This window comes from Mycobacterium sp. NGS57 (assembly GCF_059812405.1).
In genome coordinates this window covers 578,526-605,384 of sequence record NZ_JCALCP010000002.1, presented here as the reverse complement: position 1 = coordinate 605,384, position 26,859 = coordinate 578,526, and the positions used below count along the sequence as shown (strand labels likewise).

At 70.8% G+C, this 26,859-nt stretch carries 18 protein-coding genes and 2 pseudogenes; 8 read left to right on the top strand and 12 right to left on the bottom strand.

What is annotated here, in order from left to right; translation table 11 throughout:
• Window positions 1–117: 117 nt before the first annotated feature.
• Both AC5Y43_RS06375 and AC5Y43_RS06370 read left to right on the top strand, forming a co-directional pair.
• Entirely contained in the window at window positions 118–1,374 is a 1,257-nt protein-coding gene (locus tag AC5Y43_RS06375; protein ID WP_499970378.1) for an MFS transporter, read from the top strand.
• A gap of 47 nt (window positions 1,375–1,421) precedes the next feature.
• A pseudogene (locus AC5Y43_RS06370) lies at window positions 1,422–2,507 on the top strand (MFS transporter); the annotation flags it as partial.
• A gap of 133 nt (window positions 2,508–2,640) precedes the next feature.
• Here AC5Y43_RS06370 and AC5Y43_RS06365 read toward each other — a convergent pair.
• Complete coding sequence (locus tag AC5Y43_RS06365) at window positions 2,641–3,651, bottom strand: 3-isopropylmalate dehydrogenase (protein WP_499970376.1); 1,011 nt, start codon at window positions 3,649–3,651, stop codon at window positions 2,641–2,643.
• Window positions 3,648–5,234 carry a phosphoglycerate dehydrogenase gene (gene serA / locus AC5Y43_RS06360; protein WP_499970374.1) on the bottom strand — a complete coding sequence of 529 codons (1,587 nt, stop codon included), beginning with the start codon at window positions 5,232–5,234 and terminating at the stop codon, window positions 3,648–3,650. The genes AC5Y43_RS06365 and serA overlap by 4 nt, the downstream gene beginning before the upstream one ends.
• A 29-nt stretch (window positions 5,235–5,263) precedes the next feature.
• On the opposite strand from serA, the gene AC5Y43_RS06355 reads away from it, so the two are divergent.
• Both AC5Y43_RS06355 and wrbA read left to right on the top strand, forming a co-directional pair.
• Window positions 5,264–6,694: a phytoene desaturase family protein gene (locus AC5Y43_RS06355; RefSeq protein WP_499970371.1), complete on the top strand. Its 1,431-nt coding sequence runs from the start codon at window positions 5,264–5,266 to the stop codon at window positions 6,692–6,694.
• Window positions 6,691–7,290 carry an NAD(P)H:quinone oxidoreductase gene (gene wrbA, locus AC5Y43_RS06350; RefSeq protein ID WP_499970369.1) on the top strand — a complete coding sequence of 200 codons (600 nt, stop codon included), beginning with the start codon at window positions 6,691–6,693 and terminating at the stop codon, window positions 7,288–7,290. The genes AC5Y43_RS06355 and wrbA overlap by 4 nt, the downstream gene beginning before the upstream one ends.
• A gap of 70 nt (window positions 7,291–7,360) precedes the next feature.
• Here wrbA and ilvC read toward each other — a convergent pair whose 3' ends face one another.
• Genes ilvC through AC5Y43_RS06335 form a run of 3 tightly spaced genes read right to left on the bottom strand, consistent with a single transcriptional unit; the run spans window position 7,361 to window position 10,751 of the window.
• Window positions 7,361–8,362, bottom strand: a complete 1,002-nt coding sequence (gene ilvC, locus AC5Y43_RS06345) for a ketol-acid reductoisomerase (RefSeq protein WP_499970510.1) — start codon at window positions 8,360–8,362, stop codon at window positions 7,361–7,363.
• 29 nt (window positions 8,363–8,391) lie between these two features.
• Entirely contained in the window at window positions 8,392–8,898 is a 507-nt protein-coding gene (ilvN, locus tag AC5Y43_RS06340) for an acetolactate synthase small subunit (RefSeq protein WP_499970367.1), read from the bottom strand.
• A complete protein-coding gene (locus AC5Y43_RS06335; protein WP_499970365.1) occupies window positions 8,898–10,751 on the bottom strand; it encodes an acetolactate synthase large subunit in 1,854 nt (617 codons plus the stop codon). The genes ilvN and AC5Y43_RS06335 overlap by 1 nt, the downstream gene beginning before the upstream one ends.
• Before the next feature lie 262 nt (window positions 10,752–11,013).
• Between AC5Y43_RS06335 and AC5Y43_RS06330 the strand changes: the two genes are divergently transcribed.
• The gene (locus AC5Y43_RS06330) at window positions 11,014–11,391 is read left to right on the top strand and encodes a PH domain-containing protein (protein WP_499970363.1); all 378 of its coding nucleotides are present in this window, start codon (window positions 11,014–11,016) and stop codon (window positions 11,389–11,391) included.
• Here AC5Y43_RS06330 and AC5Y43_RS06325 read toward each other — a convergent pair whose 3' ends face one another.
• The 3 genes from AC5Y43_RS06325 to AC5Y43_RS06315 form a co-directional block, all read right to left on the bottom strand.
• Window positions 11,392–12,243 carry a DoxX family protein gene (locus AC5Y43_RS06325; protein WP_499970361.1) on the bottom strand — a complete coding sequence of 284 codons (852 nt, stop codon included), beginning with the start codon at window positions 12,241–12,243 and terminating at the stop codon, window positions 11,392–11,394.
• A 297-nt stretch (window positions 12,244–12,540) separates the two neighbouring features.
• The gene (locus tag AC5Y43_RS06320) at window positions 12,541–15,141 is read right to left on the bottom strand and encodes a helix-turn-helix transcriptional regulator (RefSeq protein ID WP_499970359.1); all 2,601 of its coding nucleotides are present in this window, start codon (window positions 15,139–15,141) and stop codon (window positions 12,541–12,543) included.
• A gap of 76 nt (window positions 15,142–15,217) precedes the next feature.
• The gene (locus AC5Y43_RS06315) at window positions 15,218–16,906 is read right to left on the bottom strand and encodes a PE family protein (RefSeq protein WP_499970357.1); all 1,689 of its coding nucleotides are present in this window, start codon (window positions 16,904–16,906) and stop codon (window positions 15,218–15,220) included.
• 160 nt (window positions 16,907–17,066) lie between these two features.
• On the opposite strand from AC5Y43_RS06315, the gene AC5Y43_RS06310 reads away from it, so the two are divergent.
• A complete protein-coding gene (locus tag AC5Y43_RS06310) occupies window positions 17,067–18,188 on the top strand; it encodes a PQQ-dependent sugar dehydrogenase (RefSeq protein WP_499970355.1) in 1,122 nt (373 codons plus the stop codon).
• Here the strand turns inward: AC5Y43_RS06310 and AC5Y43_RS06305 are convergent, their stop codons facing one another.
• From AC5Y43_RS06305 to AC5Y43_RS06290, 4 genes are all read right to left on the bottom strand, one after another.
• Window positions 18,189–18,776 carry a flavin reductase family protein gene (locus tag AC5Y43_RS06305; RefSeq protein WP_499970508.1) on the bottom strand — a complete coding sequence of 196 codons (588 nt, stop codon included), beginning with the start codon at window positions 18,774–18,776 and terminating at the stop codon, window positions 18,189–18,191.
• A gap of 34 nt (window positions 18,777–18,810) precedes the next feature.
• Window positions 18,811–20,322 (bottom strand): Asp-tRNA(Asn)/Glu-tRNA(Gln) amidotransferase subunit GatB, encoded by a 1,512-nt coding sequence (gene gatB, locus AC5Y43_RS06300; protein WP_499970353.1) that lies wholly within the window; start codon window positions 20,320–20,322, stop codon window positions 18,811–18,813.
• Window positions 20,323–20,332: 10 nt separating this feature from the next.
• On the bottom strand, window positions 20,333–21,262 hold the full coding sequence (locus AC5Y43_RS06295) for a MinD/ParA family ATP-binding protein (protein WP_499970506.1): 930 nt from the start codon (window positions 21,260–21,262) through the stop codon (window positions 20,333–20,335).
• Between the two features lie 304 nt (window positions 21,263–21,566).
• Window positions 21,567–22,598, bottom strand: a complete 1,032-nt coding sequence (locus tag AC5Y43_RS06290) for an ATP-dependent 6-phosphofructokinase (RefSeq protein ID WP_499970351.1) — start codon at window positions 22,596–22,598, stop codon at window positions 21,567–21,569.
• Window positions 22,599–22,719: 121 nt separating this feature from the next.
• Between AC5Y43_RS06290 and AC5Y43_RS06285 the strand changes: the two are divergent.
• Together AC5Y43_RS06285 and AC5Y43_RS06280 are read left to right on the top strand one after the other, a co-directional pair.
• Window positions 22,720–25,287 (top strand): annotated as a pseudogene (locus AC5Y43_RS06285) (PE family protein); the annotation flags it as partial.
• Window positions 25,288–25,296: 9 nt separating this feature from the next.
• On the top strand, window positions 25,297–26,859 hold the full coding sequence (locus tag AC5Y43_RS06280; protein ID WP_499970504.1) for an alkaline phosphatase family protein: 1,563 nt from the start codon (window positions 25,297–25,299) through the stop codon (window positions 26,857–26,859).

The following is a 26,859-nucleotide window of genomic DNA, read 5'->3' as shown; positions in this document are numbered from 1 at the left end:
CGCGGCGAAGCCGGGCGCTGCGGGCCGTCACCATCCGACCTGGTGACGGGCTTGGGGCCGTTGGCCGAGGGACCGCATTTCAGCTGGATTGTGAGACGCGTATGACAGCATGACGTGATGTCGACGGACGCGGCCAGCGCGGCGACGCGCTGGTCGATGGTGGGTGTCGCGGTGCTGGTGAGCTCGAGCGCGTTCTCGTTCATCAATGCCGTCCCCTTCCTGATTCCCGCACTGGACTCGGCGCGCGGAACCCCGCTGACCCAGGCCGGCCTGCTGGCGGCGATGCCCAGCGTCGGCATGGTGGTCACGCTCGTCGCATGGGGTTACATGGCGGATCGCGTCGGGGAGCGAATCGTGCTCGCGATGGGCTCGGCGCTGACCGCGGTCGCGGCGTTTGCCGCGGCGTCAACCGACTCCTTGATGACCATGGGGGCCTTCCTGTTTCTGGGCGGAATGGCCGCGGCCGGCTGCAATCCCGCCGCCGGCCGGCTGGTAGCCGGCTGGTTTCCGCCGGAGCAGCGCGGTTTGGCGATGAGCGTCCGCCAGACCGCACAACCGCTGGGGATCGTTATGGGCGCCTTGGTGATTCCCCCGGTCGCACGACACGGTCCGCCGTCCGTCGGCTTGCTGTTTCCGGCATTGGCGTGCGCGGCGTCGGCGGCGGTCGGCACCCTCGTCGCGCATGACCCACCGCACAAGCCGCGAGAGCGCGCTAGTCACAGCGAGCTGGCCAGCCCGTACCGCCATAGCGCCGTGCTGTGGCGAATCCACGCGATTTCCGGGCTGATGGTGGTGCCACAGTCGGTGACCGTGACGTTCATGTTCGTGTGGTTGGACACGCACCAAGGCTGGTCGGACGACGCCGCCGGCGCGCTGGTCGTCACCACTCAGTTGCTCGGCGCGGCGAGCCGTTTGGCTGCCGGCAGGTGGTCGGACCGCGTCGGCTCCCGGATGCGACCCGTCCGGCTGATCGCGCTCGGCACCAGCGCGACCATGTTGATCTTGGCCGCCACCGATCACCTGAGTTCATCGCTGGCCGTGCCATCGATGGTTGCCGTGTCGGTCGTCGCGGTGATGGACAACGGATTGGAGGCCACCGCGATCACGGAATTCGCGGGCGAATTCTGGAGCGGGCGCGCGCTGGGGATCCAGAACACCGCGCAGCGTCTGATGACGCTGGCCGGACCGCCGGTGTTCGGTGTGCTGGTCCCGGCGATCGGATATCCGCCGACGTTCGCGCTGTGCGCACTAATCCCGCTCGCGGCGGTGCCGATTGTGCCGATCGGCTTGCTCCCACCGGGATTGGAGGACCGGGCCCGCCAGCACACCGCCCGTCGGTTGCGGCGAAAGACCGACGTTCGTCCCCGCGAGTAGCCGCACGATCGCTCTTGGGTCAGCCGCCCCTGTGGAAACATGGATTGATGTCGCCGACGCCGCCGATGTCCTCGGGCCGTCCCACGGGGATCAGCACGGGCGGGCGCTGGGCGGTCATGGTCGTTTCGCTGTTCGTGACGGCGAGTTCCTTCCTCTTCATCAACGGCATCGCCTTCCTGATCCCCTCGCTTGAGGATCAGCGCGGCGTGCGACTGACCGAGGCCAGCCTGTTGTCGTCGATGCCCAGCTGGGGCATGGTTGCCACGCTGGTCCTGTGGGGCTACGTGCTCGACCGCGTCGGCGAGCGGATCGTGCTGACCGCGGGCTCGGCGCTGACGGCGGCCGCGGCCTACGCCGCGGCGTCCGTGCACGCGATGGTGCTGATCGGACTGTTCCTGTTCCTCGGGGGAATGGCCGCCGCGAGTTGCAACGCCGCCGGGGGCCGGCTGGTGTCCGGCTGGTTCCCGCCGCAGCAGCGCGGCCTGGCGATGGGCATTCGCCAGACCGCCCAACCGCTGGGAATCGCGGTGGGCGCGTTGGTGATACCCGAACTGGCCGAACACGGACCGCACCGTGGGCTGATGTTTCTCGCGGTGGTTTGCACGGTGGCGGCGGTGGCCAGCGTCATCGGGGTCGTCGACCCGGCGCGCAAATCGCGCAAGACGGCCACCCTGGAGGAACTGGCCAGTCCCTACCACGGTTCGTCGATGCTGTGGCGCATCCACGCGGTGGCCGGCCTGCTGATGATGCCGCAGACGGTGACCGTGACGTTCATGCTGGTGTGGCTGATCAACCACCATCACTGGTCGATCGCCGCGGCCGGCGGCCTGGTCACCCTGTCGCAGTTGCTGGGCGCGGTGGGCCGCGTCGCGGTCGGCCGCTGGTCAGATCGCATCGGCTCGCGCATGCAACCGGTCGCGGTGATCGCCGTCGCCGCCGCGCTGACCCTGTTCCTGCTGTCCCTCTCCGACAGCATCGACGGCTCGCCGTACGACGTGCCCCTGATGGTCGCGATCGCGGTGATCGCGGTGCTGGACAACGGATTGGAGGCGACGGCCATCACCGAATTCGCCGGACCGTTCTGGAGCGGGCGCGCGCTCGGCATCCAGAACACCACCCAGCGGTTGATGGCCGCCGGCGGCCCGCCATTGTTCGGTGCGTTGATCTCGGCCGCCAAATACCCGACGGCGTGGGCGTTGTGCGGGGTGTTTCCGTTACTGGCGATACCGTTCGTGCCGGTCCGGTTGCTGCCGCCCGGCCTGGAGACTAGAGCGCGGCGGCGATCCGTGCGCCGACTTCGGTGGTGGCGAGCCGTTCGATCCCACGGGTCGCCAGATGGCTCTCGACGGCGCGGTCCACCCGCGCCGCGGCGTCGTCCTCACCGAGATGGGCAAGCAGCAGCGCCACCGACATGATCGCCGCGGTCGGGTCCGCGATGCCCTGCCCGGCAATGTCGGGCGCGCTGCCGTGCACCGGTTCGAACATCGATGGATTTGCCCCGGTGGCGTCGATATTCCCACTGGCCGCCAAGCCAATTCCGCCGCACACCGCCGCGGCCAAATCGGTGATGATGTCGCCGAACAGGTTGTCGGTGACGATCACGTCGAAGCGGGCCGGGTCGGTGACCAGGTGGATGGTGGCGGCGTCGACGTGTTGGTAGGCCACCTCGACATCGGGATAGTCGCGCGCGATCCCCTGCACGGTGCGCGACCACAACGCCCCGGCGAACGCGAGCACGTTGTTCTTGTGCACCAGCGTCAGGTGCTTGCGGCGCTGCATCGCGCGCTCGAAGGCGTAGCGCACCACCCGCCGCACGCCGAACGCGGTGTTGACGCTGACCTCGGTGGCCACCTCGTTCTCCGTGCCGACGCGGATGGCGCCGCCGTTTCCGGTGTACGGCCCCTCGGTGCCCTCGCGCACCACCACGAAGTCGATGTCCGGGTTACCCGCCAGCGGGCTTTGCACGCCCGGGTAGAGCCGGCCCGGGCGCAGGTTGACGTGGTGATCCAGCTCGAATCGCAGCCGTAGCAACAAGCCCCGCTCCAGCACGCCGCTGGGCACCGACGGGTCGCCGATCGCCCCCAGCAGAATCGCGTCGTGCTCGCGCAGCTCGGGAACCACCGACTCGGGTAGCACCTCACCGGTGGCATGAAAGCGCCGCGCGCCCAGGTCGTAGTCGGTCTTGTGCACGCCGGGCAGCACCGCGTCGAGGACCTTGACCGCCTCGGCCGTCACCTCGGGACCGATGCCGTCCCCGGCAATCACCGCCAGCTTCACGAAAGATCAACCACCTCAAGCACATTGGCACCCACCGCCGCCGCGATCGCCGAACGCACGTCGTCGGGCACCTCCTGGTCGAGCCGCAGCAGGATCGTCGCGCTCGGGCCCTCGGCATCCTCGGACAGCTGCGCGGCCTGGATGTTCACCCCGGCGCCACCCAACAGCGTGCCGATCTTGCCCAGCGCGCCCGGCTGGTCGGCGTAGTTGATCACCAGGTTCGTTCCCGTCGCGCGCAAATCGAAGTTGCGCCCGTTGATCTGCACGATCTTTTCCACCAGCTGCGGGCCGGACAGCGTGCCCGCGACGTTCACGCACGAGCCGTCCGCGCCGACGGCACGCACGTCGACCACGCTGCGGTGGTTGGGGCTCTCGGTGGCCTTGGTGATCTCGGCGGTGACGCCGCGCTCGGCGGCCAGCGCCGGCGCGTTGACGAACGTGACCGCGTCCTCGATGACCGCCGAAAACAGTCCGCGCAGCGCCGAAAGCTTCAGCACCTCAACCTCTTCGGCGGCCAGTTCGCCGCGCACCTGGACCGACAGCGACACCGGCAGCTCGCCCGACAGCGCGGCGGCCAGCACCCCGAGCTTGCGCACCAGGTCGAGCCAGGGCGCCACCTCCTCGCTGACCACGCCCCCGCCGACGTTGACGGCGTCGGGGACGAACTCCCCCGCCAGCGCCAGCTTCACACTGGCCGCCACGTCGGTGCCGGCCCTGTCCTGGGCCTCATCGGTGGACGCGCCGAGGTGCGGGGTGACCACCACTTGCGGAAGGTCGAACAACGGGCTGTCGGTGCACGGCTCACTGGCGAACACGTCGATGCCGGCGCCCCGCACGTGGCCGCTGACGATCGCCTCGGCCAGCGCCGCCTCGTCCACCAGCCCGCCGCGGGCGGCGTTGACGATGATGACGCCCGGTTTGGTTTTGGCCAGCGCCTCCTTGCCGATCAGACCCGCCGTCTCGGGCGTCTTGGGCAGATGCACTGAGATGAAATCGGCGCGGCCCAGCAGCTCGTCGAGGCTCAGCAGCTCGATACCCAACTGAGCGGCCCGCGGCGGCGCCACGTACGGGTCGTAGGCCACGATGTGGGCGCCGAAGGCGGCCAGCCGCTGGGCGACCAGCTGCCCGATCCGGCCCAGACCCACCACCCCGACGGTGTGCCCGAAGATCTCCGTGCCGGAGAACGACGACCGCTTCCATTCGTGGGCATGCAGTGAGGCATCGGCCACGGTGATCTGGCGGGCCGTGGCCAGCAGCAGCGCGATCGCGTGCTCGGCGGCGCTGTGAATGTTCGACGTGGGGGCGTTGACCACCAGCACCCCGCGCGCGGTCGCGGCATCCACGTCGACGTTGTCCAGGCCGACGCCCGCGCGCGCGACGATCTTCAGCTTGGTGGCGGCGGCCAGCACCTCGGCGTCGACGGTGGTGGCCGACCGCACCAGCAGCGCATCGGCCTCGGGCACGGCGGCCAGCAGCTTCTCCCGGTCGGGGCCGTCCACCCAGCGCACCTCGACCTGGTCTCCCAGGGCGGCGACGGTGGATTCGGCGAGTTTGTCGGCAATAAGTACTACTGGCAGATTCACCCGGCCAGACTATCGGCTGTAATAAAGGCGTGGACGTCACCATCATCGGCAGCGGGCCGAACGGGCTGACCGCGGCCGTCATCTGCGCCCGTGCCGGCCTGAAAGTGCAGGTCATCGAGGCCCAGCCGACGTTTGGCGGCGGCGCGCGTACCGCGGCCGACCCGGACTCCGTCGGCGTCTCGCACGACATCTGTTCGGCGGTGCACCCGTTGGCGCTGGCGTCGCCGTTTTTCGCCGAGTTCGACCTGCCCGCGCGCGGCGTGCGGCTGGCGGTCCCGGAGATTTCCTACGCCAACCCGCTGCCCGGCCGCCCGGCGGTGATCGCCTACCGCGACCTCGACCGCACCTGCGCCGAACTGGAGCGCGGCGCGTCGTGGCGGCGCCTGCTGGGGCCGCTGGTCGAGCATTCCGAGGACGTGGTGGGGCTGCTACTGGGCGACAAGCGCTCGGTGCCCGGATCGTTGCCGGCGGCGCTGCACCTGGGCTTGCGCATGCTGGCGCAGGGGACACCCGCGTGGGGGTTACTGGCCGGAGACGACGCCCGCGCCCTGTTCACCGGCGTTGCGGCCCACGTGATTTCGCGGATGCCGTCGCTGACGGCGGCCGGTGCGGGGTTGATGCTTGCCACCCTCGCGCATTCGGTCGGCTGGCCGATCCCGGTGGGGGGCAGCCAGGCGATCACCGACGCCCTGATCGCCGACCTGCGCGCGCACGGCGGCGAACTCACGGCCGGCACCGAAGTCACTTCCCCGCCAAGCGGAGTCGTCGCTTTCGATACGGCCCCGACCGCGCTGCTGCGGATCTACGGTGACGCCCTTCCGTCCGGCTATGCGAAGGCGTTGCGCCGCTACACGTTTGGTCCCGGCGTCGCCAAGGTCGATTTCGTGCTCAGCGAGGACATCCCGTGGTCGGACCCGCGGCTGGCGCGGGCTCCGACGCTGCATCTGGGCGGCACCCGCGAGCAGATGGCGCGGGCCGAGGCCGACATCGCCGCCGGGCGGCACGCGCAGTGGCCGATGGTGTTGGCCGCCTCGCCGCACATCGCCGACCCCGGCCGCATCGACATCGTGGGCCGCCGGCCGTTCTGGACGTACGCCCATGTGCCGGCGGGTTCCGCCCTCGACGCGACCGAGGCCGTCACCGGGGTCGTCGAGGGGTTCGCCCCCGGCTTCCGCGACATCGTGGTGGCCGCCCGGGCCGTGCCCGCCGCGCGGATGGCCGACCACAACGCCAACTACGTCGGCGGCGATATCGGGATGGGTGGCAACAACGCCTGGCGCGCGATCGCGGGGCCCGTGCCGCGGGTAAACCCTTGGAGCACACCGGTTCCCAAGGCGTACCTGTGCTCGGCGGCGACCCCGCCCGGCGGCGGCGTGCACGGCATGTCGGGTTACTTTGCCGCGCGCACGCTGTTGCGCCGCGAATTCGGGATCGCGGAGATGCCTAAGCTGGCCCCGTGACCAAACTCGCGATCATCTACTACTCGGCCACCGGGCACGGCACCGCGATGGCGCAGCGCGTCGCGGCGACGGCCGAGTCAGCCGGCGCCGAGGTGCGCCTGCGCCACGTCGCCGAAACCCACGACCCGCAATCGTTCGCGCACAACCCGGCGTGGACCGCGAACTACGAAGCCACCAATGACCTGCCCGCGGCCACCGGCGACGACATCGTGTGGGCCGACGCGGTGATCTTCGGCTCGCCGACCCGGTTCGGTTCGCCCGCAGCGCAACTGCGTTCGTTTCTGGACTCGCTTGGCGGGCTGTGGGCGCAAGGCAAGCTCGCGGACAAGGTGTACGCGGCGTTCACGTCGTCCAACACGGTGCACGGCGGCCAGGAGACCACCCTGCTGTCGCTGTACATCACGCTGATGCACTTCGGCGGCATCATCGTGCCGCCGGGTTACACCGATCCGGTCAAGTTCGTCGACGGCAATCCGTACGGGGTGAGCCTGGTGTCCACCCACGACAACATCCACGAGTTCGACGAGCCCACCGTCGACGCGTTGCACCACCTGGCCCGTCGGGTCGTCGAGGTCGCCGGGCGCCTCACCTCTTAGCGCGAGCAGACGCAAAAGCCCCCGACACGCCGAGGAAAACGGGACATTTGCGTCTGCTCGGCGAAGGTGGCTACGCCGTCTCGGTGATCGGGCGGTCCACCCAGCTCATCAGGTCGCGCAGCTTCTTGCCGGTGACCTCGATGGGGTGCTCGGCGTTCTCCTTGCGCAGCGCCTCGAGCTGCTTGTTGCCGCCCTCGACGTTGGCCACCAGCTTCTTGGTGAAGTCGCCGTTCTGGATGTCGCGCAGAATGTCGCGCATCCGCTGCTTGGTGTCGGCGTCGATGACGCGCGGGCCCGACAGGTAACCACCGAACTCCGCGGTGTCGGAGACCGAGTAGTTCATCCGGGCGATGCCGCCCTCGTACATCAGGTCCACGATCAGCTTGAGCTCGTGCAGCACCTCGAAGTACGCCATCTCCGGCGGGTAGCCCGCCTCGACCATCACGTCGAAACCGGTCTTCACCAATTCCTCTGTGCCGCCACACAACACGGCCTGCTCCCCGAACAGGTCGGTCTCGGTCTCGTCCTTGAAGGTCGTCTTGATGACCCCGGCCCGGGTGCCGCCGATGGCCTTGGCGTACGACAGCGCCAGCGCCTCGCCCCTGCCGGTCGGGTCCTGGTCGACGGCGATCAGACACGGCACGCCCTTGCCGTCGACGAACTGGCGGCGCACCAGATGCCCGGGCCCCTTGGGGGCGACCATCGCGACGGTGACGTCGGCGGGCGGCTTGATCAGGTCGAAGTGGATGTTGAGCCCGTGCCCGAAAAACAAGGCGTCGCCGGCGTTCAGGTTGGGCTCGATGTCGTTGGCGAAGATGTCGGCCTGCGCGGTGTCGGGGGCGAGCAGCATGATCACGTCGGCCCACTTGGCCACCTCGGCGGGGGTGTCGACGTCCAGGCCCTGCTCCTCGACCTTGGGCCGGGACTTCGAACCCTCCTTCAGGCCGACGCGCACCTGCACACCGGAGTCGCGCAGGCTCAGCGAGTGCGCGTGCCCCTGGCTTCCGTACCCGATCACACCGACCTTGCGGCCCTGGATGATCGTCAGGTCCGCGTCGTCGTCGTAGAACATTTCCAATGCCACTTCTGCGTTTCTCCTTGTTATTTGGCGGTACCGATGGCGCGCGGACCGCGCGACAGCGACACCATTCCGGATTGGGCGATTTCGCGGATGCCGAACGGCTCCAGCACGCGCAGGAAGGCCTCGATCTTGCCGCGGTCACCGGTGGCCTCGATGGTCAGCGATTCCGGGGACACGTCGATCACCTTGGCGCGGAACAGGTTTACCGCCTCGATCACCTGGCTGCGGGTGCCTGCGTCGGCACGCACCTTGATCAGCGACAGCTCGCGCGACACCGACTCGTCGTCGTCCTGCTCGATGATCTTGATGACGTTGATCAGCTTGTTCAGCTGCTTGGTGATCTGCTCGAGCGGCGTCTCCTCGGCGGAGACCACGATCGTCATCCGCGACATGTCTTTCTGCTCGGTCGCGCCGACCGCCAGCGACTCGATGTTGAAGCCGCGACGGGAGAACAGCGCCGCCACCCGCGCGAGCACGCCGGGTTTGTCCTCGACCAGCACCGAGAGCGTGTGCGTTTTCGTGTGCATCAGGCGTGCCCCTCGGTTTCGTCGTCGAACAGCGGGCGGATGCCGCGCGCGGCCTGGATCTCGTCGTTGCTGGTGCCGGCGGCGACCATCGGCCAGACCTGCGCGTCGGCGCCGACGATGAAGTCGATCACCACCGGCCGGTCGTTGATCGCGCGCGCCTGGTTGATGACGTCGACGACGTCTTCGGCGCGCTCGCAACGCAATCCGACGCAGCCCAGCGCCTCGGCGAGCTTGACGAAGTCGGGGATGCGGTGTGAGTGCGTGGCCAGGTCGGTCTGCGAGTAGCGCTCCTCGTAGAACAGCGTCTGCCACTGGCGCACCATGCCCAGGTTGCCGTTGTTGATCAGCGCCACCTTGATCGGCGCACCCTCGATCGCGCAGGTGGCCAGCTCCTGGTTGGTCATCTGGAAACAGCCGTCGCCGTCGATCGCCCACACCTCGGCGTCCGGGCGGGCCATCTTGGCGCCCATGGCCGCCGGAATCGCGAAGCCCATGGTGCCCAGCCCGCCGGAATTCAGCCAGGTGCGTGGGTTTTCGTAGGAGATGAACTGCGCCGCCCACATCTGGTGCTGCCCGACGCCGGCCACGTATACCGCGTCCGGGCCGGCGATCTCACCCAGCTTCTCGATCACGTACTCCGGGCTCAGGCTGCCGTCGCTCTGCGGGCCATAGCTCAGCGGGTAGGTGGCCCGGACCCCGCGCAGATACTCCCACCAGTCGGTGAGCTCGGGGTCGATGCCGTGGTGTTTGAGCATCGCGATGAGGTCGGTGATGACGGCCTTGACGTCGCCGACGATCGGCACGTCGGCGTGACGGTTCTTGCCGATCTCGGCCGGGTCGATGTCGGCGTGGACGACCTTGGCCTCCGGCGCGAAGGAGTCGAGCTGGCCGGTCACCCGGTCGTCGAACCGGGTGCCCAGCGCGATCAGCAGGTCGCTGCGCTGCAGCCCGGCCACCGCGGCGACGGTGCCGTGCATGCCGGGCATGCCGAGGTTCTGCGGATGGCTGTCCGGGAAGGCGCCGCGCGCCATCAGCGTGGTGACCACCGGGATGCCGGTCAGGTCGGCCAGCTCGCGCAGCTGCTCGGTCGCCTCGCCGCGGATCACCCCGCCGCCCACGTACAGCACCGGCTTGCGCGCGGCGGCGATCAGCTTGGCGGCCTCGCGGATCTGGCGGTTGTGCGGCTTGGTGTTCGGCTTGTAGCCGGGCAGGTCCATCCGCGGCGGCCAGCTGAAGGTGCACTGGCCCTGCAGCACGTCCTTGGGGATGTCGACGAGCACTGCGCCCGGGCGTCCCGAGGCGGCGATGTGGAACGCCTCGGCCATCACCCGGGGGATGTCGTCGCCGGAGCGGACCAGGAAGTTGTGCTTCGTGATCGGCATCGTGATGCCCGAGATGTCGGCCTCCTGGAAGGCGTCGGTGCCGATCAGCCCGCGCCCGACCTGCCCGGTGATGGCGACGACGGGAATCGAGTCCATCTGTGCGTCGGCCAGCGGGGTGACCAGGTTGGTGGCGCCGGGACCCGACGTCGCCATGCACACCCCGACCTTGCCCGTGGCGTGCGCGTAGCCGCTGGCGGCGTGACCGGCGCCCTGCTCATGGCGAACCAGCACGTGGCGCAGCTTCTTCGAGTCGAACAGCGGGTCGTAGACCGGCAGCACGGCACCGCCGGGGATGCCGAAGATGACCTCGACGTCGAGCTCCTCCAGCGACCGGATCACCGACTGGGCGCCGGTCAGCTGCTCGGGGGCGACGCGCTTCGGTTGGGCCGCAGGGGTTTTCGCGGCGGGCTTCACCGCGTCCGTGGCGACGGCGGCCGCGTCGGGCGGCTGTGGCTTTGTGGGTGCACTCACTGTCCTCGCCTCTTCATCCTCATTCGCCTGGGTCGGTCTCGTTGCCGCGCAAGAAAAAACCCCCGTCAGCTCAGCTGCTGGACGAGGGTTGCGCGTTGGTGCTGGATCGCTTCAAATGCCGAAGGACTAGTCAGCCACCAACGCGCTGACTAAGTACTACGAGCATTCCGGGCTTTCCGGTATCCATAGCGTCCGACGGTAGCCTTCGCACAGCTCAGGAGTCAAATCCGGGGCCCGGGCGCGACGGTGAAATGATGTTCGGATGGCAGCCGACTCCCGCGTGGTGATCAAAGTGTCGCCGATGGCGCATCTCGCCGTCGGGTTCCTGGCGCTGGGCCTGCTGATTCCGGTGCTGGCCTGGCCGCCGTCCGTGCCGCTGCTGATAATCCCGGTGGTGTTGTCGGCGTTGATCATCCGGCTGCGCACAGTCGCCGACGCGCGGGGCGTGACGGTCCGGAACCTGTTCGGGAGCCGGACGGTGGGCTGGGACGACATCGACGGGCTGCGCTTTCACCGCGGCTCGTGGGCGCGTGCCCGCCTCAAGGGCGGCGGCGAGCTGCGGCTGCCCGCGGTGACCTTCGCGACGCTGCCGCAGCTGACCGAGGCCAGCTCGGGGCGGGTGCCCAACCCCTACCAGTGATCAGGCGATCGGGTTGACGCCGTTGAGCAGCACCCACACCGCGACGCCGGCGGCGACGCCGGCCAGCAGGGCCACGAACGATCCGATGAACGGGCGGTGGGCCCAGCCCCGGCCGGCGTCGAGGCCGTAGCGGCCCGGCCCGCACAGGATCACCGCGACGGCCAGCGCGATCAGGGTGATCTGGTATTCGTGCCCGTCGGGCAGGAAGTAGGAGAACGTGTGCGTGTGCGGGCGCGCCGAGACGGTGGCCAGCAGGCCATTGATCAGGAAGGCCAGCGCCCCCGCGGCGGCGATCGGTGTGAACAATCCGAGCACCAGCAGCACGGCGGACACGATCTCGCCGCCGGCGCTGACATAGGCCAGGATGTCGGCGTGCTGGTAGCCGACGTCCGACAGTGAGTTCCGGAAACTGGTCACCCCCGAGCCGCCCCACCAGCCGAACAGCTTCTGCAGGCCATGGGCGCCGAGCACCACGCCCAGGCCGACCCGCATCACCAGCAGACCCAGGTGCTGGGTGCCGCGCCGGCCGACGGCGTGGTCGCGATCTCTGTCCGCATCCGCGTCGATCTGGGCCGGTTCCGTGGCGGAGATCGGCGCCGCCGCCACCGACTGCGGCTGCACGTACGGCAGGGGCTCCTGCTGGTCGAGCAGGTGATATCCCCCGGACCCGGGGCCGCCGGGGCCGGGATCCTGGTACGGGATGACGGTGGTGGTGCCGAAGTCACCCGGGTACCCGACCGGGGTCAGGTCATCTTCGGGGTCGACCAGGCGCGCCGAGGCGGGGCGCCCCGGCGCCGGCTCGGCCGGTTCGTCGGGCCGGCTCCAATGTGCGTCATTCGATTGACTGGTCACGGGTGTCAGGGTAAGGGCAAATCCGCCCGAAGCGGGGATTTGAGCGGCGCTTTCGCGCAGTTAGTCCGCCAAAACGGGCCGGATCGGCCCAAAATCGCCTTTTCCGTCCGTCCGGGACGCCCGAAAGGGGGGAATCCGTGGCCTTTATTCCTATCGACGCGTCGGATGTGCGCTGATGGCGTCGAGTGTGAGCCCATGGCTCCGGTGGTGAACGTGGGGTGCCGTGCGGGGCTCAACCCGCGCCCTGAATTCACACTCAGATCGCAGGATTCACGGCCGCTGCGGCCCGGCGCGGCCTCAGTTACCGACGCTGCGCATCATCTCTGCGAGCACGGAGCGGCCGCTGACCCCGGCTTTGCTGCTGGCGCGGTAGATGTGGCTTTCGACGGTGCGCACCGACAGCGAGACGGCCTCGGCGATCTCCCGGTTCGTCAGCCCCTGGGCCACCAGCACCGCGATCTCGCGTTCCCGGTTGGTGAACGGGAGCGCGAACGACGCCGCGTCGATCGCCGGGCTGGTCGCGCCCCCGCAGTCGGTGGCCAGCCGGTGCGCGCGCGCCGCCGCGGTCATCGCGCTCCCTGACCGGCCGGCCCGCCGGTGGGACGTCGCGGCCTGCCCGGCGGCGTCGGCGGCGGCCAACAAGTCACCCATGGCCTCGAAATCGGTTGAGGCCCGGTCGAGTTCGCCGGCATCGTCGGCCCTCAGTGCGGCGGCGTAGCGCGCCGCGAGCGCGGCGCGCGGCCCTCTCACGCGGGTCGTCAACTCCGCCAGCCGCTCGGCCGCGTCGGTGTCGTCGAATTGCACCGCGGTCTGCAGGCACCACACCTCGCGGGCTTGTTGATCGTGATCGCGCGCGAACTGCGCCGCCCGGCGGGCCAGCCGGCGGGCCTCGCTGGGCCGCGAGCGGGCCGCGGCCAGCCACGCTTCGGTCAGCAGCTCGGTCGAGGTGATGTACACGTAGGCCGGGTGGCGATGGGCCCTGGCGGCGTCCAGCGCACGATCGGCCGCGCCGATATCGCCGCGCCGGGCCAGCGCCTGTGCACGCAGCAACTGGAACCGGTGAAAGCTGTTCGCCACATGGAAGCTGTTGGCCATCTCGGCATCCAATTCAGCGAGCAGGTGGCGTGCCGCGGCATCGAGGTCACCGGCGGCCAACGCCACCATGCCGAGGATCTGCGCGGCCTGCGCTCGTGCGGCCGCCGGTTCTTCGCGCTGGGCGCGGAGGTTGTGTTCGGCAACCTCGAGGGCTTCGGGGATGCATCCCGCCACCACCAGGGCGAAGGTGTGAAATTCCGTGAACGTCTGACGCAGGAATTTGCCCTGGTCGCTCAGCATGAGCGCCTCGTCGGCCGACATGGCCTTTGCCGCTGCGTCATCGGGCTGACCGAGCTCGCCGAGGGCCATGCTCTCGGCGCCGTAAGCCATCGTCGCGCCGTACTGGTCGAGGTCCTCGTAATTGACATCGGCCATGGTCGCCAGGACCTCGACCGGCCTGGCCGCCAGCGCGAGCTGGTTGGCGCGGAACACCAGCAGCTGCTGGCGGCGCGGTCCGCGCGCGGTCTTGAGCGCATCGTCGATGAGCCGCCAGGACCGCTCGGGCGATCGCATGCCCCACAACAGGTTTGACGCGCGCATCACCACGTCGTTGATGAATGCGGTTTCCGTCTCTTCGTCGACCTCAACGCCGTCGAGGACCTCCAGCGCGAGCTCGCCCTTTTCCATCATGAACAGCGAGTAGGCCAGGGGAATGCGTGCCTGCGCGCCGATCCCGGTGGCGGCGGCGGCGCTGAAAAGCCGCTCGGCCGTTTCGAAGTCCAGCAACGAGCTGGCCGCCGTCGCCGCCGCCAGCAACACCTCCGGCTCGGGCGGCAGATCGGATTCCAGCCACAGCAGCCCCCGCTTGACGACCCTGGCGGCGCCGCCGCCGTCCTTCATCGCGGCGGCGATTTGGCCACGAAGGCGGCGCAACCGCGAAGCGCCGCAACGATTCAGGCGCACCTCGGCATACAGCGGGTGACCGACGTACACCTCGCCGCCGGACGTCCGGATCAGGTCGCGCTGTTCGGCATCTTCGATGGCGCTCTGGTCGGCGATCAACCGCAAGCAATGCCAGTCAACGGGTTCGGATATCGCCACCAGATCGACGACGTCGCGCACGTCGGCGGGGATGGCGCCGATCTGCGCGTCCACCAACTCGGCAAGCGACCCCGAGATCGGGGCGTTGCCGGGCCAGCGCACGACGCCCTGCTCGGCGACCATCCGTTCCGCCCGGCGCTCCTGCTCGACGAGCTGACGAAGGAACAACACGTTGCCGCGCGTGAGATGCCACAGTTTGTCGGCGCACTGCCGATCCGGGACGGCCCCCAAGGTCGCCGCCAGCAGGTCGTCAATCTCGCTGCGGGTCAACGGTTCCAGCTCGCGCCGGCGCAGCAGGCCGTCCTTCCACAGCGCCGTGACCGCGGCCGGGGCCGCCTCGCCGGTACGGATCGTGAGCAGCACGGCGGCCGCCTGCGAGTGCACCAGTTGGTGCACGACGAGCGCCGACAGATCGTCCAGGAGATGGGCGTCGTCGACGAAGACCACCAGGCGGTCCGGCTGCGTGCCGTCGGTCAATTTTTCGATGACCCTGCGCGCCAGCGCAAACGGCGCGCTTTCCACATCGTCGGTCCACTGCGAGAACGCGCCGAGCGGGATGGGACTGCTCGTCGCGGTCGCGGCGACGCTTCGGACGGTCCACCCCGCTGCCGCGGCCGCCAGCACGGTCTCACGAGCCAAGCGCGACTTGCCGACTCCGGCCTTGCCCGCCAACGCAACTCCGCGCACCGCTTCATCGGCGAATGAGCGCATGAGCTCGTCGATCTCGTGATCTCGGCCGATCATGGGCCACTGGTCGGGCACACGGGAAATGTTAGCCAGGCGCTTTGATCTCCGCCGCGAAATCGGCTGCGGCTGTTTGTCTGAACCCGGCATCGACCTAGCTGGGCCCGCCGGCACCGCCATCGCCGCCGGCGCCGCCGGCGCCGCCGATGAAGTCGAAGGCGGGACCGCCGGCGGCCCCCGCGCTGCCACCCTGGCCGGCGCCGGCCTGGCCCGTGCCGCCACCCCCGCCGGTACCGCCGCCGCCACCGAATCCGCCGAGGGTGAGGGAGCCATTGCCGCGGCCGCCGTCACCACCGCCACCACCCTCGCCGCCGGCGCCGCCGCTCACACCGGTGCCCCCATGGCCGCCGCCGCCGCCGGCTCCGCCGGGGCCGCCATTCTGGGCATCGGTGCCGGGCGCCAAGATGCCCTTGCCGCCAGTACCGCCGGTACCGCCGTCGCCACCGAGGCCACCGGTGCCCACCGCCCCGCCGCTGCCGCCGGCGCCGCCGCTCCCGCCGGCGCCGCCAGTGCCGGCCAGGGTGACCGCACCCAGGAACGTGCTGCCGGTCCCCGCGGTACCGCCGCTGCCACCGCCGCCGCCCATGCCACCGTCGCCGCCGCTGGTGGGTGCGCTGCCGGCCGTGCCGTTCGCGCCCGGGAGGGCGCCGCTGCCGCCGGTCCCGCCGGCGCCGCCCGCTCCCGGGTTTCCGCCGTTGCCGCCGGCCCCACCGTTCCCGCCGGCCTGGCCGGACTGCCCGGACTGTCCGGCGTCGGCCCCCGTGGCGCCGGCTCCCCCGTTGCCGCCATTGCCGGGTGTTCCGCCGCCACCGCCGTTTCCGCCGGCCCCGCCGACGCCCTGGCCACCGTGCGCCGCGGCGCCGCCGGACCCGCCGTCGCCGCCCTTGCCGCCCACCCCGCCATTGGCGCCGTTGCCGCCGCCGTTGCCGCCGGCCCCGGCCACGGTGGCGTCGGACCCGGTGGCCCCGCTGCCGCCGCTGCCTCCGTCGGCGCCGGCACCGCCGATCCCGCCGTTGCCGCCGTTGCCCGACAGCAGCCCGCCGGCTCCGCCGCTGCCACCGTTCCCGCCGCTGCCGCCGTCTTGGCCGGCGACGCCGGGCGCACCGGGCGTCGTCGGAGAGGCGCCCGGGGTGCCCGCCACGCCATCCCCGCCATGACCGCCGGACCCGCCGTTGCCGACCAGGCCGGCGCTACCGCCGGCCCCGCCGGCCCCGCCCGACGCACCGGCGGCCGACGCCGCCCCACCCGCGCCGCCCGCCCCGCCGTTGCCGATCAACCCGGCCACCCCGCCGTTGCCCCCGGCCAGGCCGGAACCGGCCGGTTCGGAGTAGCCGTTGCCGCCGTTGCCGTAGAGAATTCCACCGGCGCCGCCATTGGGGCTGGCCGCGGTTCCGTCGGCGCCGTTGCCGATCAGCGGGCGCCCCAACAACAACTGGGTCGGGGTATTGACCGCGCCGAGGAGATCCTGCTGGAGGGTCTGCAGGGGCCCTAAAGGCCCCGCGTTCGCGGCCTCGGCGGCGGCATACGAGAAGCCGGCGCCGTTCAGCGCCTGCGCAAACTGGTCGTGAAACGACGCCGCCTGCGCGCTGATCGCCTGGTATGCCTGGCCGTATTCGCCGAACAGGGCCGAGATCGCCGCCGACACCTCGTCGGCGGCGGCCGCCTGCAGCTGCGTCGTCGGGGCCAGGGCCGCCGCGCTTGCGGCGCCGATCGCCGACCGGAGACCGGTCAAGTCCGTTGCGGCGGCCGCCATCGCTTCCGGGCTTGCGAACACAACCGACATGGCGGCCTCCGATCGACCCCGGAAGCGTATTCCTGAAATCCCTGAGAAACCGGACATTTCGTACAAATCGCCTGTTTTCCGCCGCGGTTGATGACTTCAATCCCGCGCGCACCGGCACGCGTGTGGCGGCCCCGCCCGCGCAGTCCGTAGCCTGTCGGTCATGCGGATACGGCGCTCGGTGCGGTGCGGGCTGGCCGCGTTGTCCGCTCTGGTGCTGGTGGCGAGCGGGTGCGCGCGGTTCAACGACGCTCAGTCGCAGCCGTTCACCACCAACCCCGAACTCAAGCCCCCGCCGAGCTCGACGCCGCCCCCACCCCCGCCGCTGCCGCCCACGCCCTTCCCGAAGGCCTGCCCGGCCCCGGGCGTCATGCAGGGCTGCCTGGAGAGCACCAGCGGCCTGATCATGGGCCCCGACAGCAAAACCGCGCTGGTCGCCGAACGCACCACCGGCGCCGTCAAGGACATCTCGGTGAGCGCCGAGCCGAAGGTCAAGATGGTCATCCCGGTCGATCCGTCCGGTGACGGCGGCCTGATGGACATCGTGCTGTCGCCCACCTACCAGCAGGACCGCCTGATGTACGCCTACATCAGCACGCCCAGCGACAACCGGGTCATCCGGGTGGCCGACGGCGACATCCCCAAGGACATCCTGACCGGGATCCCCAAGGGCGCCACCGGCAACACCGGGGCGTTGATCTTCACCAGCCCCACCACGCTGGTCGTGATGACCGGCGATGCGGGCAACCCGGCGATGGCCGCCGACCCCAGATCCCTGGCCGGCAAGGTGCTGCGCATCGAGCAGCCGACCACCATCGGGCAGGCGCCACCCACGACCGCGCTGTCCGGCGTCGGCGCCGGCGGCGGCCTGTGCACCGACCCCGTCGACGGTTCGCTCTACGTCGCCGACCGCACACCCACCGCCGACCGCCTGCAGCGCATCACCAAGACCTCGGAGGTCTCCACGGTGTGGACGTGGCCGGACAAGCCCGGCGTGGCCGGGTGCGCGGCGATGGACGGGACCGTGCTGGTCAACCTGATCAACACCAAGCTGACGGTGGCGGTGCGCCTCGCGCCGGCGACGGGCGCGGTCACCGGCGAACCCGACGTCGTCCGCAAGGACACCCACGCCCACGCCTGGGCGCTGCGGATGTCACCGGACGGAAACGTCTGGGGCGCAACGGTTAACAAGACGGCCGGGGACGCCGAAAAGCTCGACGACGTGGTGTTCCCGCTGTTCCCGCAGGGCGGCGGCTTCCCCCGCAACAACGACGACAAGACCTAGTCAGAAGCCGTCGAGGGTGAACCTCAACCCGTAGCGGCGCGAGGTGTCCTTCGGGGCGCGCTCGAACAATCGGTGCGGCGCCTCGTGGCCCGGCTCCGCCTCGTCCAGATCGGACAGGTAGAGCAGTTCGTCGTCGATCTCGGGGGCCCACGTCGCGACGGGCTCGAGCACGTGGGCGACGTGGTCCCCGATCTCGATCCAGTGCGCGGTCCGCCCGACGAACCACGCGATCGCCTCGTCGAGGATCGGCATGCCCTGCGGGCCGGCGCGCCACGAGCAGCGATCGAATTTGTCGGCCTCGCCGTCGAACAGTTCTGCGAGGCCGACCTGGCTTTGCGCCAGGGCGTGCACCGCCACGTGCCCGGATCGGGTCACCGCCTCGTGGGTGTCGTCGTCACGGGGCACGACCACCAGGAAACTCGGTGGCCGCACGCTGGTCTGGGTGGCGAAAGTGACCAGGCAACCCGACGGTTGACCGTCGCACTGCGTCGTCGCCACGAACACCGGGCCGTCGAGCATCGCCATGAAATCTTCGAATGACTCGTCGACCACATGACCATCATGACCGCGCGAACCGACTTCCGGAATCCTTCGGAAGCGACCAGTCGGCTGTGAATCCGCCTCAGCCCTGACCGCAGGCGGCCAGCACGAGCTCACGCACCCGCGCTGCGTCGGCCTGCCCCCGCGTGGCCTTCATCACCGCGCCGACGATCGCGCCGGCCGCGGCGACCTTGCCGCCGCGGATCTTCTCGGCGACATCGGGATTGGCGGCCAGGGCCTCGTCGACCGCGGCCTGCGTCACCGAATCGTCGCGCACCAGCGCCAGACCGCGGGCGGTCATCACCTGTTCGGGCTCGCCTTCGCCGGCCAGCACGCCCTCGACCACCTGGCGGGCCAGCTTGTTGGACAGCTTGCCGTCCTCCACCAGCGCGATGACCCCGGCGACCTGGGCCGGGGTGATGGCCAGCTCGTCCAGTTCGATGCCGGCCTCGTTGGCCTTTTGCACCAGGAAGTTGCCCCACCAGGCGCGGGCGGGCTCGCTCGAGGCGCCGTGCTTGACCGTCTCGATGACCAACTCGACGGCGCCGGCGTTGACGAGGTCCCGCATCACCTCGTCGGACACGCCCCACTCGTCCTGAATCCGCTTGCGGCTCAACCACGGGAGCTCGGGAATGGTCAGGCGCAGTTGCTCGACCCAGTCGCGGTCGGGCGCGACGGGCTCGAGATCGGGCTCGGGGAAATAGCGGTAGTCCTCGGCGGTCTCCTTGGTGCGCCCCGGGCTGGTGTACCCGGACTCGTGGAAGTGCCGGGTCTCCTGGGTGATCCGGCCACCCGACACGAGGACGGCGGCCTGGCGCTGCATCTCGTAGCGCACGGCGACCTCGACGCTGCGCAGCGAGTTGACGTTCTTGGTCTCGGTGCGGGTGCCGAACTCGGCGGCGCCGGCGGGCTTGAGCGACACGTTGGCGTCGCAGCGCATCGAGCCCTGATCCATTCGGACATCGGATACACCCAAGGCGCGCAACAGGTCTCGCAGCGCGGTGACGTAGGCGCGGGCGATCTGGGGGGCCCGGGCGCCGGCCCCCACAATCGGCTTGGTGACGATCTCGATCAGGGGCACACCGGCCCGGTTGTAGTCGATCAGCGACGTGGTGGCGCCGTGGATGCGGCCGGTCTCGCTGCCCAGGTGGGTGAGCTTGCCCGTGTCCTCCTCCATGTGGGCGCGCTCGATGTCCACCCGCCAGGTGGTGCCGTCCTCCAACGGCGCATCCAGGTAGCCGTTGACGGCGATGGGCTCGTCGTACTGCGAAATCTGGTAGTTCTTCGGCATGTCCGGGTAGAAGTAGTTCTTCCGCGCGAAGCGGCACCACGGCACGATCTCGCAATTGAGGGCCAGCCCGATCCGGATCGCCGACTCGACCGCGGCCTGGTTGAGCACCGGCAGCGACCCGGGCAGCCCGAGGCACACCGGGCAGACCTGGGTGTTGGGTTCGGCACCGAACGCGGTGGCGCAGCCGCAGAACATCTTGGTCACCGTGGACAGCTCGACGTGCACCTCGAGACCGAGCACGGGGTCAAACCGCTCGATGACCTCGTCGAAGTCCAGCAGGTCGGCCCCGGCAGCAACACTCATGCGGTCGATCCTAACGACGCACCGAGCGCTCCCCGCCCCTGCCTCCGAACATGCCGGCCAGCACCGCGGCCATCTCCAGATAGCTCCGCCTGCTGTCCCGGCTCAGGCGATCCAGCCCAATCTCTTTGCCGTCATGCACATGACGATCGAACGGCAGCACCACGGTGGCCGCGACGCGGGCGGACAATTGATCGAGTTCCTTGGCGGCCACCACGCCAACCCTGCCCGGCTCGACGTGGTTGATGGCCAGCACCGCCGACTTCAGCAACCGCTGATAACCGTTGTTGCGCAACAACTCCAGGGTGGTGCGGGTCTTGCGGATCGCGTCGATCGAGGTGCTGGTGACCACCACCAGGGCCCGCGCCTCCGGCAGCACCGCATCCATCACGGCCGAATTCACCGCCTTGACGCAGTCCACCAGCACCACCGAATAATGCTTGCGCAGAACCGAAAACGCCCTGACGATGTCGTGGCGCTCCAGCCGCCAGTCGGTGCACGCGTAGTCGGGCAGCCCGAGCACCTCCAGCCCGAAGCTGTTCATATGCGTGTGCGCCCGGACCTCCGAGTACTGCGTGACCGCGTTGTTGAGCAGGAGGTCGGCCATGTTCAGCGGGTTGCGGCGGCCGTGCCGCTCCGCGAGGTCCCCGGCGTCGATGTCCACGGCGATCACCCGGTCGTCGCGCACGGCGGCGAACGTCGAGCCGAGCGCCTCGACCACCACCGTCTTGCCCACCCCGCCCTTGAGGTTGAGGACGGCGATGGGAAACGCACCACCGACCGGCGTGCGGATGCGTTCGCGCAGCTCCTGCTCGTACGCCGAGCCCTTGCCGGGGCCGACGTCGATTCCGGTGAGGCGGCGCACCAGGCTCCGCCAGCTGAAGCCACCGGACTCGGGGGCGTCGTTCTCGTCGAGGCCGTCGAGAGCCGTCCCGCCCACCATCAGCTCGCGGCGAACCGCGGGCGGGACCTGCCGCGCGGGCGCCGGCGCGGTGCGCGACGGCTGCGGCACCGTGGCGGAGTCCCAGTCGGCCGGGCGTGGATACGGGGGCCGTCGCCGGCCCGGCGGGCCCGCTGGGGCCGCCGGTTCGGTCGGCTGCTGAACGATTCCGCGAGGCGAACCGCGGTGGCTCATGCCTTCCGGTATAACCGCTGCGAACTGGCAGAAAACCACGAAAATGGCGGCGTTCAGGCAATCGTCACGTCGGCGCTACCGGCCGTTCGCCCACTCGGCCGACTCGGCCGGCTCAGCCGAAGAAGGCGGCCGCGTCGTCGTAGCGGCTTTCTGGCACCAGCTTGAGTTGGCGCGTCGCGTCCGCCAGCGGCACCCGGCCGATGTCCTGGCCGCGCAGCGACACCATCTGGCCGTACTCCCCCGCGTGCGCCGCGTCGGCCGCGTTGACGCCGAACCGGGTGGCCAGCACCCGGTCGTAGGCCGTCGGGGTGCCACCCCGCTGGACGTGGCCCAGCACGGTCACCCGGACCTCCTTGTTGATCCGCTTTTCGACATCGGCGCCCAGCTGCGCGGCAACGCCGGTGAACCGCTCGTGCCCGAACTCGTCAATTCCGCCCTCGCGCAACGTGATTGAACCGGCGACGGGCTTCGCCCCCTCGGCGACCACGCAGATGAAATGCGAATCTCCGCGCTGGAAGCGCCTTTTGACCAGCCGGCACACCTCCTCGACGTCGAAGGGCTGTTCGGGGATCAGCGTCATGTGCGCGCCGGACGCCAGCCCGGCGTTCAGCGCGATCCACCCCGCGTGCCGGCCCATCACCTCCACGAGCATCACCCGCTGGTGGGATTCGGCCGTGCTGTGCAGCCGGTCGATGGCGTCGGTGGCCACCGTCAGCGCAGTGTCGTGGCCGAAAGTGACGTCGGTGCAATCGATGTCGTTGTCAATGGTCTTCGGCACGCCGACCACGGGGACGTTTTCCTCGGACAGCCAGTGTGCTGCCGTCAGCGTGCCCTCGCCGCCGATCGGGATCAGCACGTCGATGCCGTTGTCGTCGAGGGTCTGCATGATCTGGTTCAGCCCGGCCCGCAGCTTGTCGGGGTGCACGCGCGCGGTGCCCAGCATCGTTCCGCCCTTGGCCAGCAGGCGGTCGTTGCGGTCGTCGTTGTGCAGCTGGATGCGTCGGTTCTCCAGCAACCCGCGCCAGCCGTCCTGGAACCCGACCACCGAGGAGCCGTACCGCGCGTCGCAGGTGCGCACGACCGCGCGGATGACGGCGTTGAGCCCGGGGCAGTCGCCACCTCCCGTGAGAACTCCGATCCGCATGGCTCTATCTTGCCGGGCGGAACGCCGTCTTCAACCCACGGATCGCGCACCGTTTTCGCGGCCAGTGGAATATGGTTAGCCGGTCCGAACCTTTCCGCCGTGAACTTGTCGGGGGTCGAGGATGTCGAATGCCCTGATCGCAGCACCTGACGCTCTGGCCGCAGCGTCGGCGGACCTCAGCGGGATCGAAGTGGCGATCAAAGCCGCCATGGCGTCGGCGGGACCGGCCACCACGAGCATCGCGTCGCCGGCCGCCGACGAGGTATCGGCGGCGATCACGCAGTTGTTCGGCAGCCAGGGGCAGGCTTTCCAGGCGTTGAGTGGCCAGGCGTCGCTGTTTCACGAACAGTTCGTCCAAGCGCTGAGCGGAAGTGCGGCCGCGTACGTGTCCGCCGAGACCGCGAACGTACCGCTGCTGCAACAGCTGCAGCTGTGGGAACAGGACGTGCTGGGCGCGATCAACGGTCCCGTGCTGGCGTCGACCGGGCGCCCGTTAATCGGCAACGGCGCCAACGGGGCCCCCGGCACCGGGGCGCCGGGCACGGCCGGCGGCTGGCTGCTCGGTGACGGCGGGTCCGGCGGGTCCGGCGCCGCGGGCATGCCCGGCGGAGCCGGCGGCCCGGCGGGACTGATCGGCACCGGCGGAGCCGGCGGGTCCGGCGGAACCGGCGCGGTCGGCGGTGCGGGCGGCCACGGCGGATTGCTCCTGGGCACCGGCGGGGCCGGCGGGCCCGGCGGGGGGGCCGCGTCCGGAACCGGCGGGGCCGGTGGGGCCGGCGGCGACGGCGGGTTGTTGGGTGCCGGCGGGGTCGGCGGCGCCGGCGGAATCTCGGCGACCGGCACCGGCGGGGCAGGCGGCACCGGCGGGACGGGTGGCTTGTTCGGCGGGCTGGTCGGCGCCGGTGGTGGCACCGGCGGGGCAGGCGGCGCCGGAAACACCGGCGGCGCGGGCGGAACCGGCGGCGCCGGCGGCCCGCTGGCCGGGGCGGGTGGGGCCGGTGGCACCGGCGGCGCAGGCTACACCGGCGGCGGTGGTCACGGCGGAGTCGGCGGCGCCGCCGGCGCGCTGCTCGGTAACGGCGGCACCGGCGGCACCGGCGGCAGCAGCTTTTTCGGGACCGGCGGGCCCGGCGGGGCCGGCGGCCACGCGGGCGTCCTGGGCTCCGGCGGGGCCGGCGGAGCCGGCGGCGACACCTTCGGCATCAACCCCGGCGGCCAGGGTGGCGCCGGCGGCGACGCTTTCCTGATCGGTTTCGGCGGCGTCGGGGGCGCCGGCGGGTTCGCGGCGGCCGGGGCCGGCGGGGCCGGCGCGGCCGGCGGCAGCGGCGGCCTGCTGGCGGGTGACGGCGGGGCCGGCGGGTCGGGCGCGCAGGGGGCTCCCGGCTTCGCCGGCGGCGCCGGCGGCGCCGGCGGCCGGGCCGTGCTGCTCGGCATCGGGGGCAACGGCGGTATCGGCGGTCTCGGTGCGCCGGCCGGCGGCACCGGCACCAGCGGCGTCAACGGGGGGTTGTTGCCGGCTTCGCTGCTCGACGTGGTCAACACGCCCAGCGTCGCGCTGACCGGGCGGCCGCTGATCGGCAACGGCGTCGCCGGCGCCGCGGGCAGCGGCGCCGCCGGGACGCCCGGCGGGTGGCTGCTCGGCGACGGCGGGGCCGGGGGTTCCGGCGCGAACGGCGTGCCCGGCGGGGCCGGCGGCGCCGCCGGGCTGTTGGGCACCGGCGGGGCCGGCGGTGCCGGCGGGTTCGGGGCGACCGGTCCCGGCAGGGCCGGCGGCATGGGCGGGGCCGGCGGCTCGGTGTTCGGCAGTGGCGGCCCCGGCGGGGCCGGCGGGGTCGGCTCCGGCACCTCCGCGGGACCCGACGGCGCCGGCGGTAGCGGCGGGTCCGGCGGGGCCGGCGGGTTATTCGGCTCCGGCGGGGTGGGCGGGCCCGGGGGGTTGCCCGGCCAGGCGGTCGCCGGGTTGCGCCCCGGCGCCGGCGGAACCGGCGGCGCCGGCGGGCCTTTCAGCGGGCTGGTCGGCGCCGGCGGCGGCACCGGCGGGGTCGGCGGAGCCGCAGCTACCGGGGGGACCGGAGGTGCTGGCGGAGCCGGCGGCAGCGGCGGCCCGCTGTTCGGTCAGGCCGGGGCCGGCGGCGACGGCGGGTCCGGCTATTCCGGCTTCGGCGGCCCCGGCGGCCCCGGCGGTGTCGGCGGCGCGGTCGAGGGCACGGGCGGAAACGGTGGAGCCGGCGGCTCGGTTCTGGGCGCCACCGGTGGCGGTGGCGGCGCCGGCGGCATCGGGGGCGCCGCCGGGTGGGTGGGCTCCGGCGGAGCCGGTGGTCCCGGCGGCAGCGCGGCAACAACCGCGGGGCCGGTCCCCGGCGGCCCGGGCGGGGCCGGCGGCAGCGCGGTCTTCATCGGCGGCGGCGGGGCCGGCGGGCCCGGCGGATTCGCCCAAGCCGGCCCCGGCGGGCCGGGCGGCCAGGGTGGCGGCGGCGGATCGCTGGTGGGCAACGGCGGTCCCGGCGGGGCGGGCGCCGATGCAACCTCGACCTACACCGGCGGAACCGCCGGGAGCGGCGGCAACGCCGGCCTGATCGGCAACGGCGGCAACGGCGCCAACGGCGGCAACGCCGCGACCCCCGGGCTGATGGGCGGTCCCGGTACCGTCGGGACCGGCGGACTCCTGCTGGGCCGAACCGGCATCCCCGGGTTGCCCATGAGCCAAAACCTGTTGGTCAACCCCGGCTTCGAAGTGGCCGACCCGTCGGGTTCGGGGTACAGCTCGGTCACCGTTCCGGGCTGGACGGTCTCCGGCACGCCGACCGTGATCTCCTACAACACCGCGCGGGGCTACCCCTTCCCGTTCGCGCTTCAGCTCCCGAGGCTGCCGAACGTCCTTGGCTTGGGCTTCCCCGGCAGCACATCCGCGGGCGGCGGGCAGAATTTCGCCGGCGGCGGACCCGTGGGCACGTCGACGCTCAGCCAAACCGTCAACCTCGCCACCGCGTCCGGGAGAATCGACACCGGCACCGTCCCGTACACGCTGAGTGGCCTGCTCGGCGGTTATCTCATCGACCCGTCGTCGGCCTCGGTGAACGTCACCTTCCTCAACGGCAACGGGGTCGCTTTGGGGACCGGCTCGATCGGGCCGGTCACGGCGCTGGATCGCCTGGGAATCACCGGTTTTCAGGCTCGAGACGTCTCCGGGACGATCCCGGCGGGCACCAGGTCCGCCGTGGTGACCGCGACGTTCGCCGACCACAACCCGGTCCTCGGCAACTACAACAACGCCTTCGCCGACAACCTGTCGTTCACCGTCGGCGATCCCGGCCTCACACCGGCGCCGCTCACCCCGCCGGTGTCGAACGTCGGCCATCTGGACCACGTATTCCTGATCTACATGGAGAACAAGGGCTTCGGCGACATCGTCGGCAGCCCCAACGCGCCCTACATCAACGCGCTGATCAACACGTACGGGTCCGCGAACAACTACTTCGCGCTGGGCCATCCCAGCGACCCCAATTACATCCGGGTGGTGGGCGGATCGGACTTCGGCATCGACTACAACCCCGTGTCGAACTCGATCAACGCCAACAGCCTGATGCAGGAAATGGATGCCTCAGGGGTGACGTGGGCCGGCTACGCGCAGAGCATGCCCTATCCTGGGGCCATCGTGTCGTCGGGTGACTACGCCGTCGACGAGTTGCCGTTCGCCCAGTTCGGCTACGTCTACAACAACAGCCCGGCCTACCTGCAGGCACACCTGCTTCCGCTGACGCAGTTGAGCGCGGATCTGCAGCACCCCAACAGTTTCGCGAATTTCACGTGGATCGCCGCCAACGAAGACAACAACATGGAAGGCCCCGTCAGCTCGCCTCTCGACTACGCCAAGTTCTTCGCCACCCAGATCACCAACCACCAGTACAACGTCGCGGCCGGCGACCAATTTCTGCAGCAACAGATATCGACGATTCAGAACTCGCCGACGTGGACCGATCCGACGCAGAAGGACGCGATCATCATCACGTGGGACGAGGACAACAACAATTTGTCACTGGGCTTCGGCAACCAGGGCAACAACGTTCCGATGATCGTCATCCCGAACCAGGGTGCCGTGACGGGCGGGATGCAATCCGGCCACTTCGTCACCGACTCGTACTACAACGAGTACAGCCTGACGGCCACCATCGAAGACGCCTTGCGCCCGAACCCGCTCGCGCTGCCTCCGCTCACCGATAACGACATGTACGCCTCACCGCTCAACGATTTCTGGACGTAG

Excerpts from the sequence above, each read along its gene's own strand:
- AC5Y43_RS06375 (WP_499970378.1), top strand. The coding sequence starts at position 118 with ATGTCGACGGACGCGGCCAGCGCGGCGACGCGCTGGTCGATGGTGGGT.
- ilvC (WP_499970510.1), bottom strand. The coding sequence starts at position 8,362 with ATGTTCTACGACGACGACGCGGACCTGACGATCATCCAGGGCCGCAAG.
- ilvN (WP_499970367.1), bottom strand. The coding sequence starts at position 8,898 with ATGCACACGAAAACGCACACGCTCTCGGTGCTGGTCGAGGACAAACCC.
- AC5Y43_RS06330 (WP_499970363.1), top strand. The coding sequence starts at position 11,014 with ATGGCAGCCGACTCCCGCGTGGTGATCAAAGTGTCGCCGATGGCGCAT.
- AC5Y43_RS06315 (WP_499970357.1), bottom strand. The coding sequence starts at position 16,906 with ATGTCGGTTGTGTTCGCAAGCCCGGAAGCGATGGCGGCCGCCGCAACG.
- AC5Y43_RS06310 (WP_499970355.1), top strand. The coding sequence starts at position 17,067 with ATGCGGATACGGCGCTCGGTGCGGTGCGGGCTGGCCGCGTTGTCCGCT.
- gatB (WP_499970353.1), bottom strand. The coding sequence starts at position 20,322 with ATGAGTGTTGCTGCCGGGGCCGACCTGCTGGACTTCGACGAGGTCATC.
- AC5Y43_RS06295 (WP_499970506.1), bottom strand. The coding sequence starts at position 21,262 with ATGGTGGGCGGGACGGCTCTCGACGGCCTCGACGAGAACGACGCCCCC.
- AC5Y43_RS06290 (WP_499970351.1), bottom strand. The coding sequence starts at position 22,598 with ATGCGGATCGGAGTTCTCACGGGAGGTGGCGACTGCCCCGGGCTCAAC.
- AC5Y43_RS06280 (WP_499970504.1), top strand. The coding sequence starts at position 25,297 with ATGAGCCAAAACCTGTTGGTCAACCCCGGCTTCGAAGTGGCCGACCCG.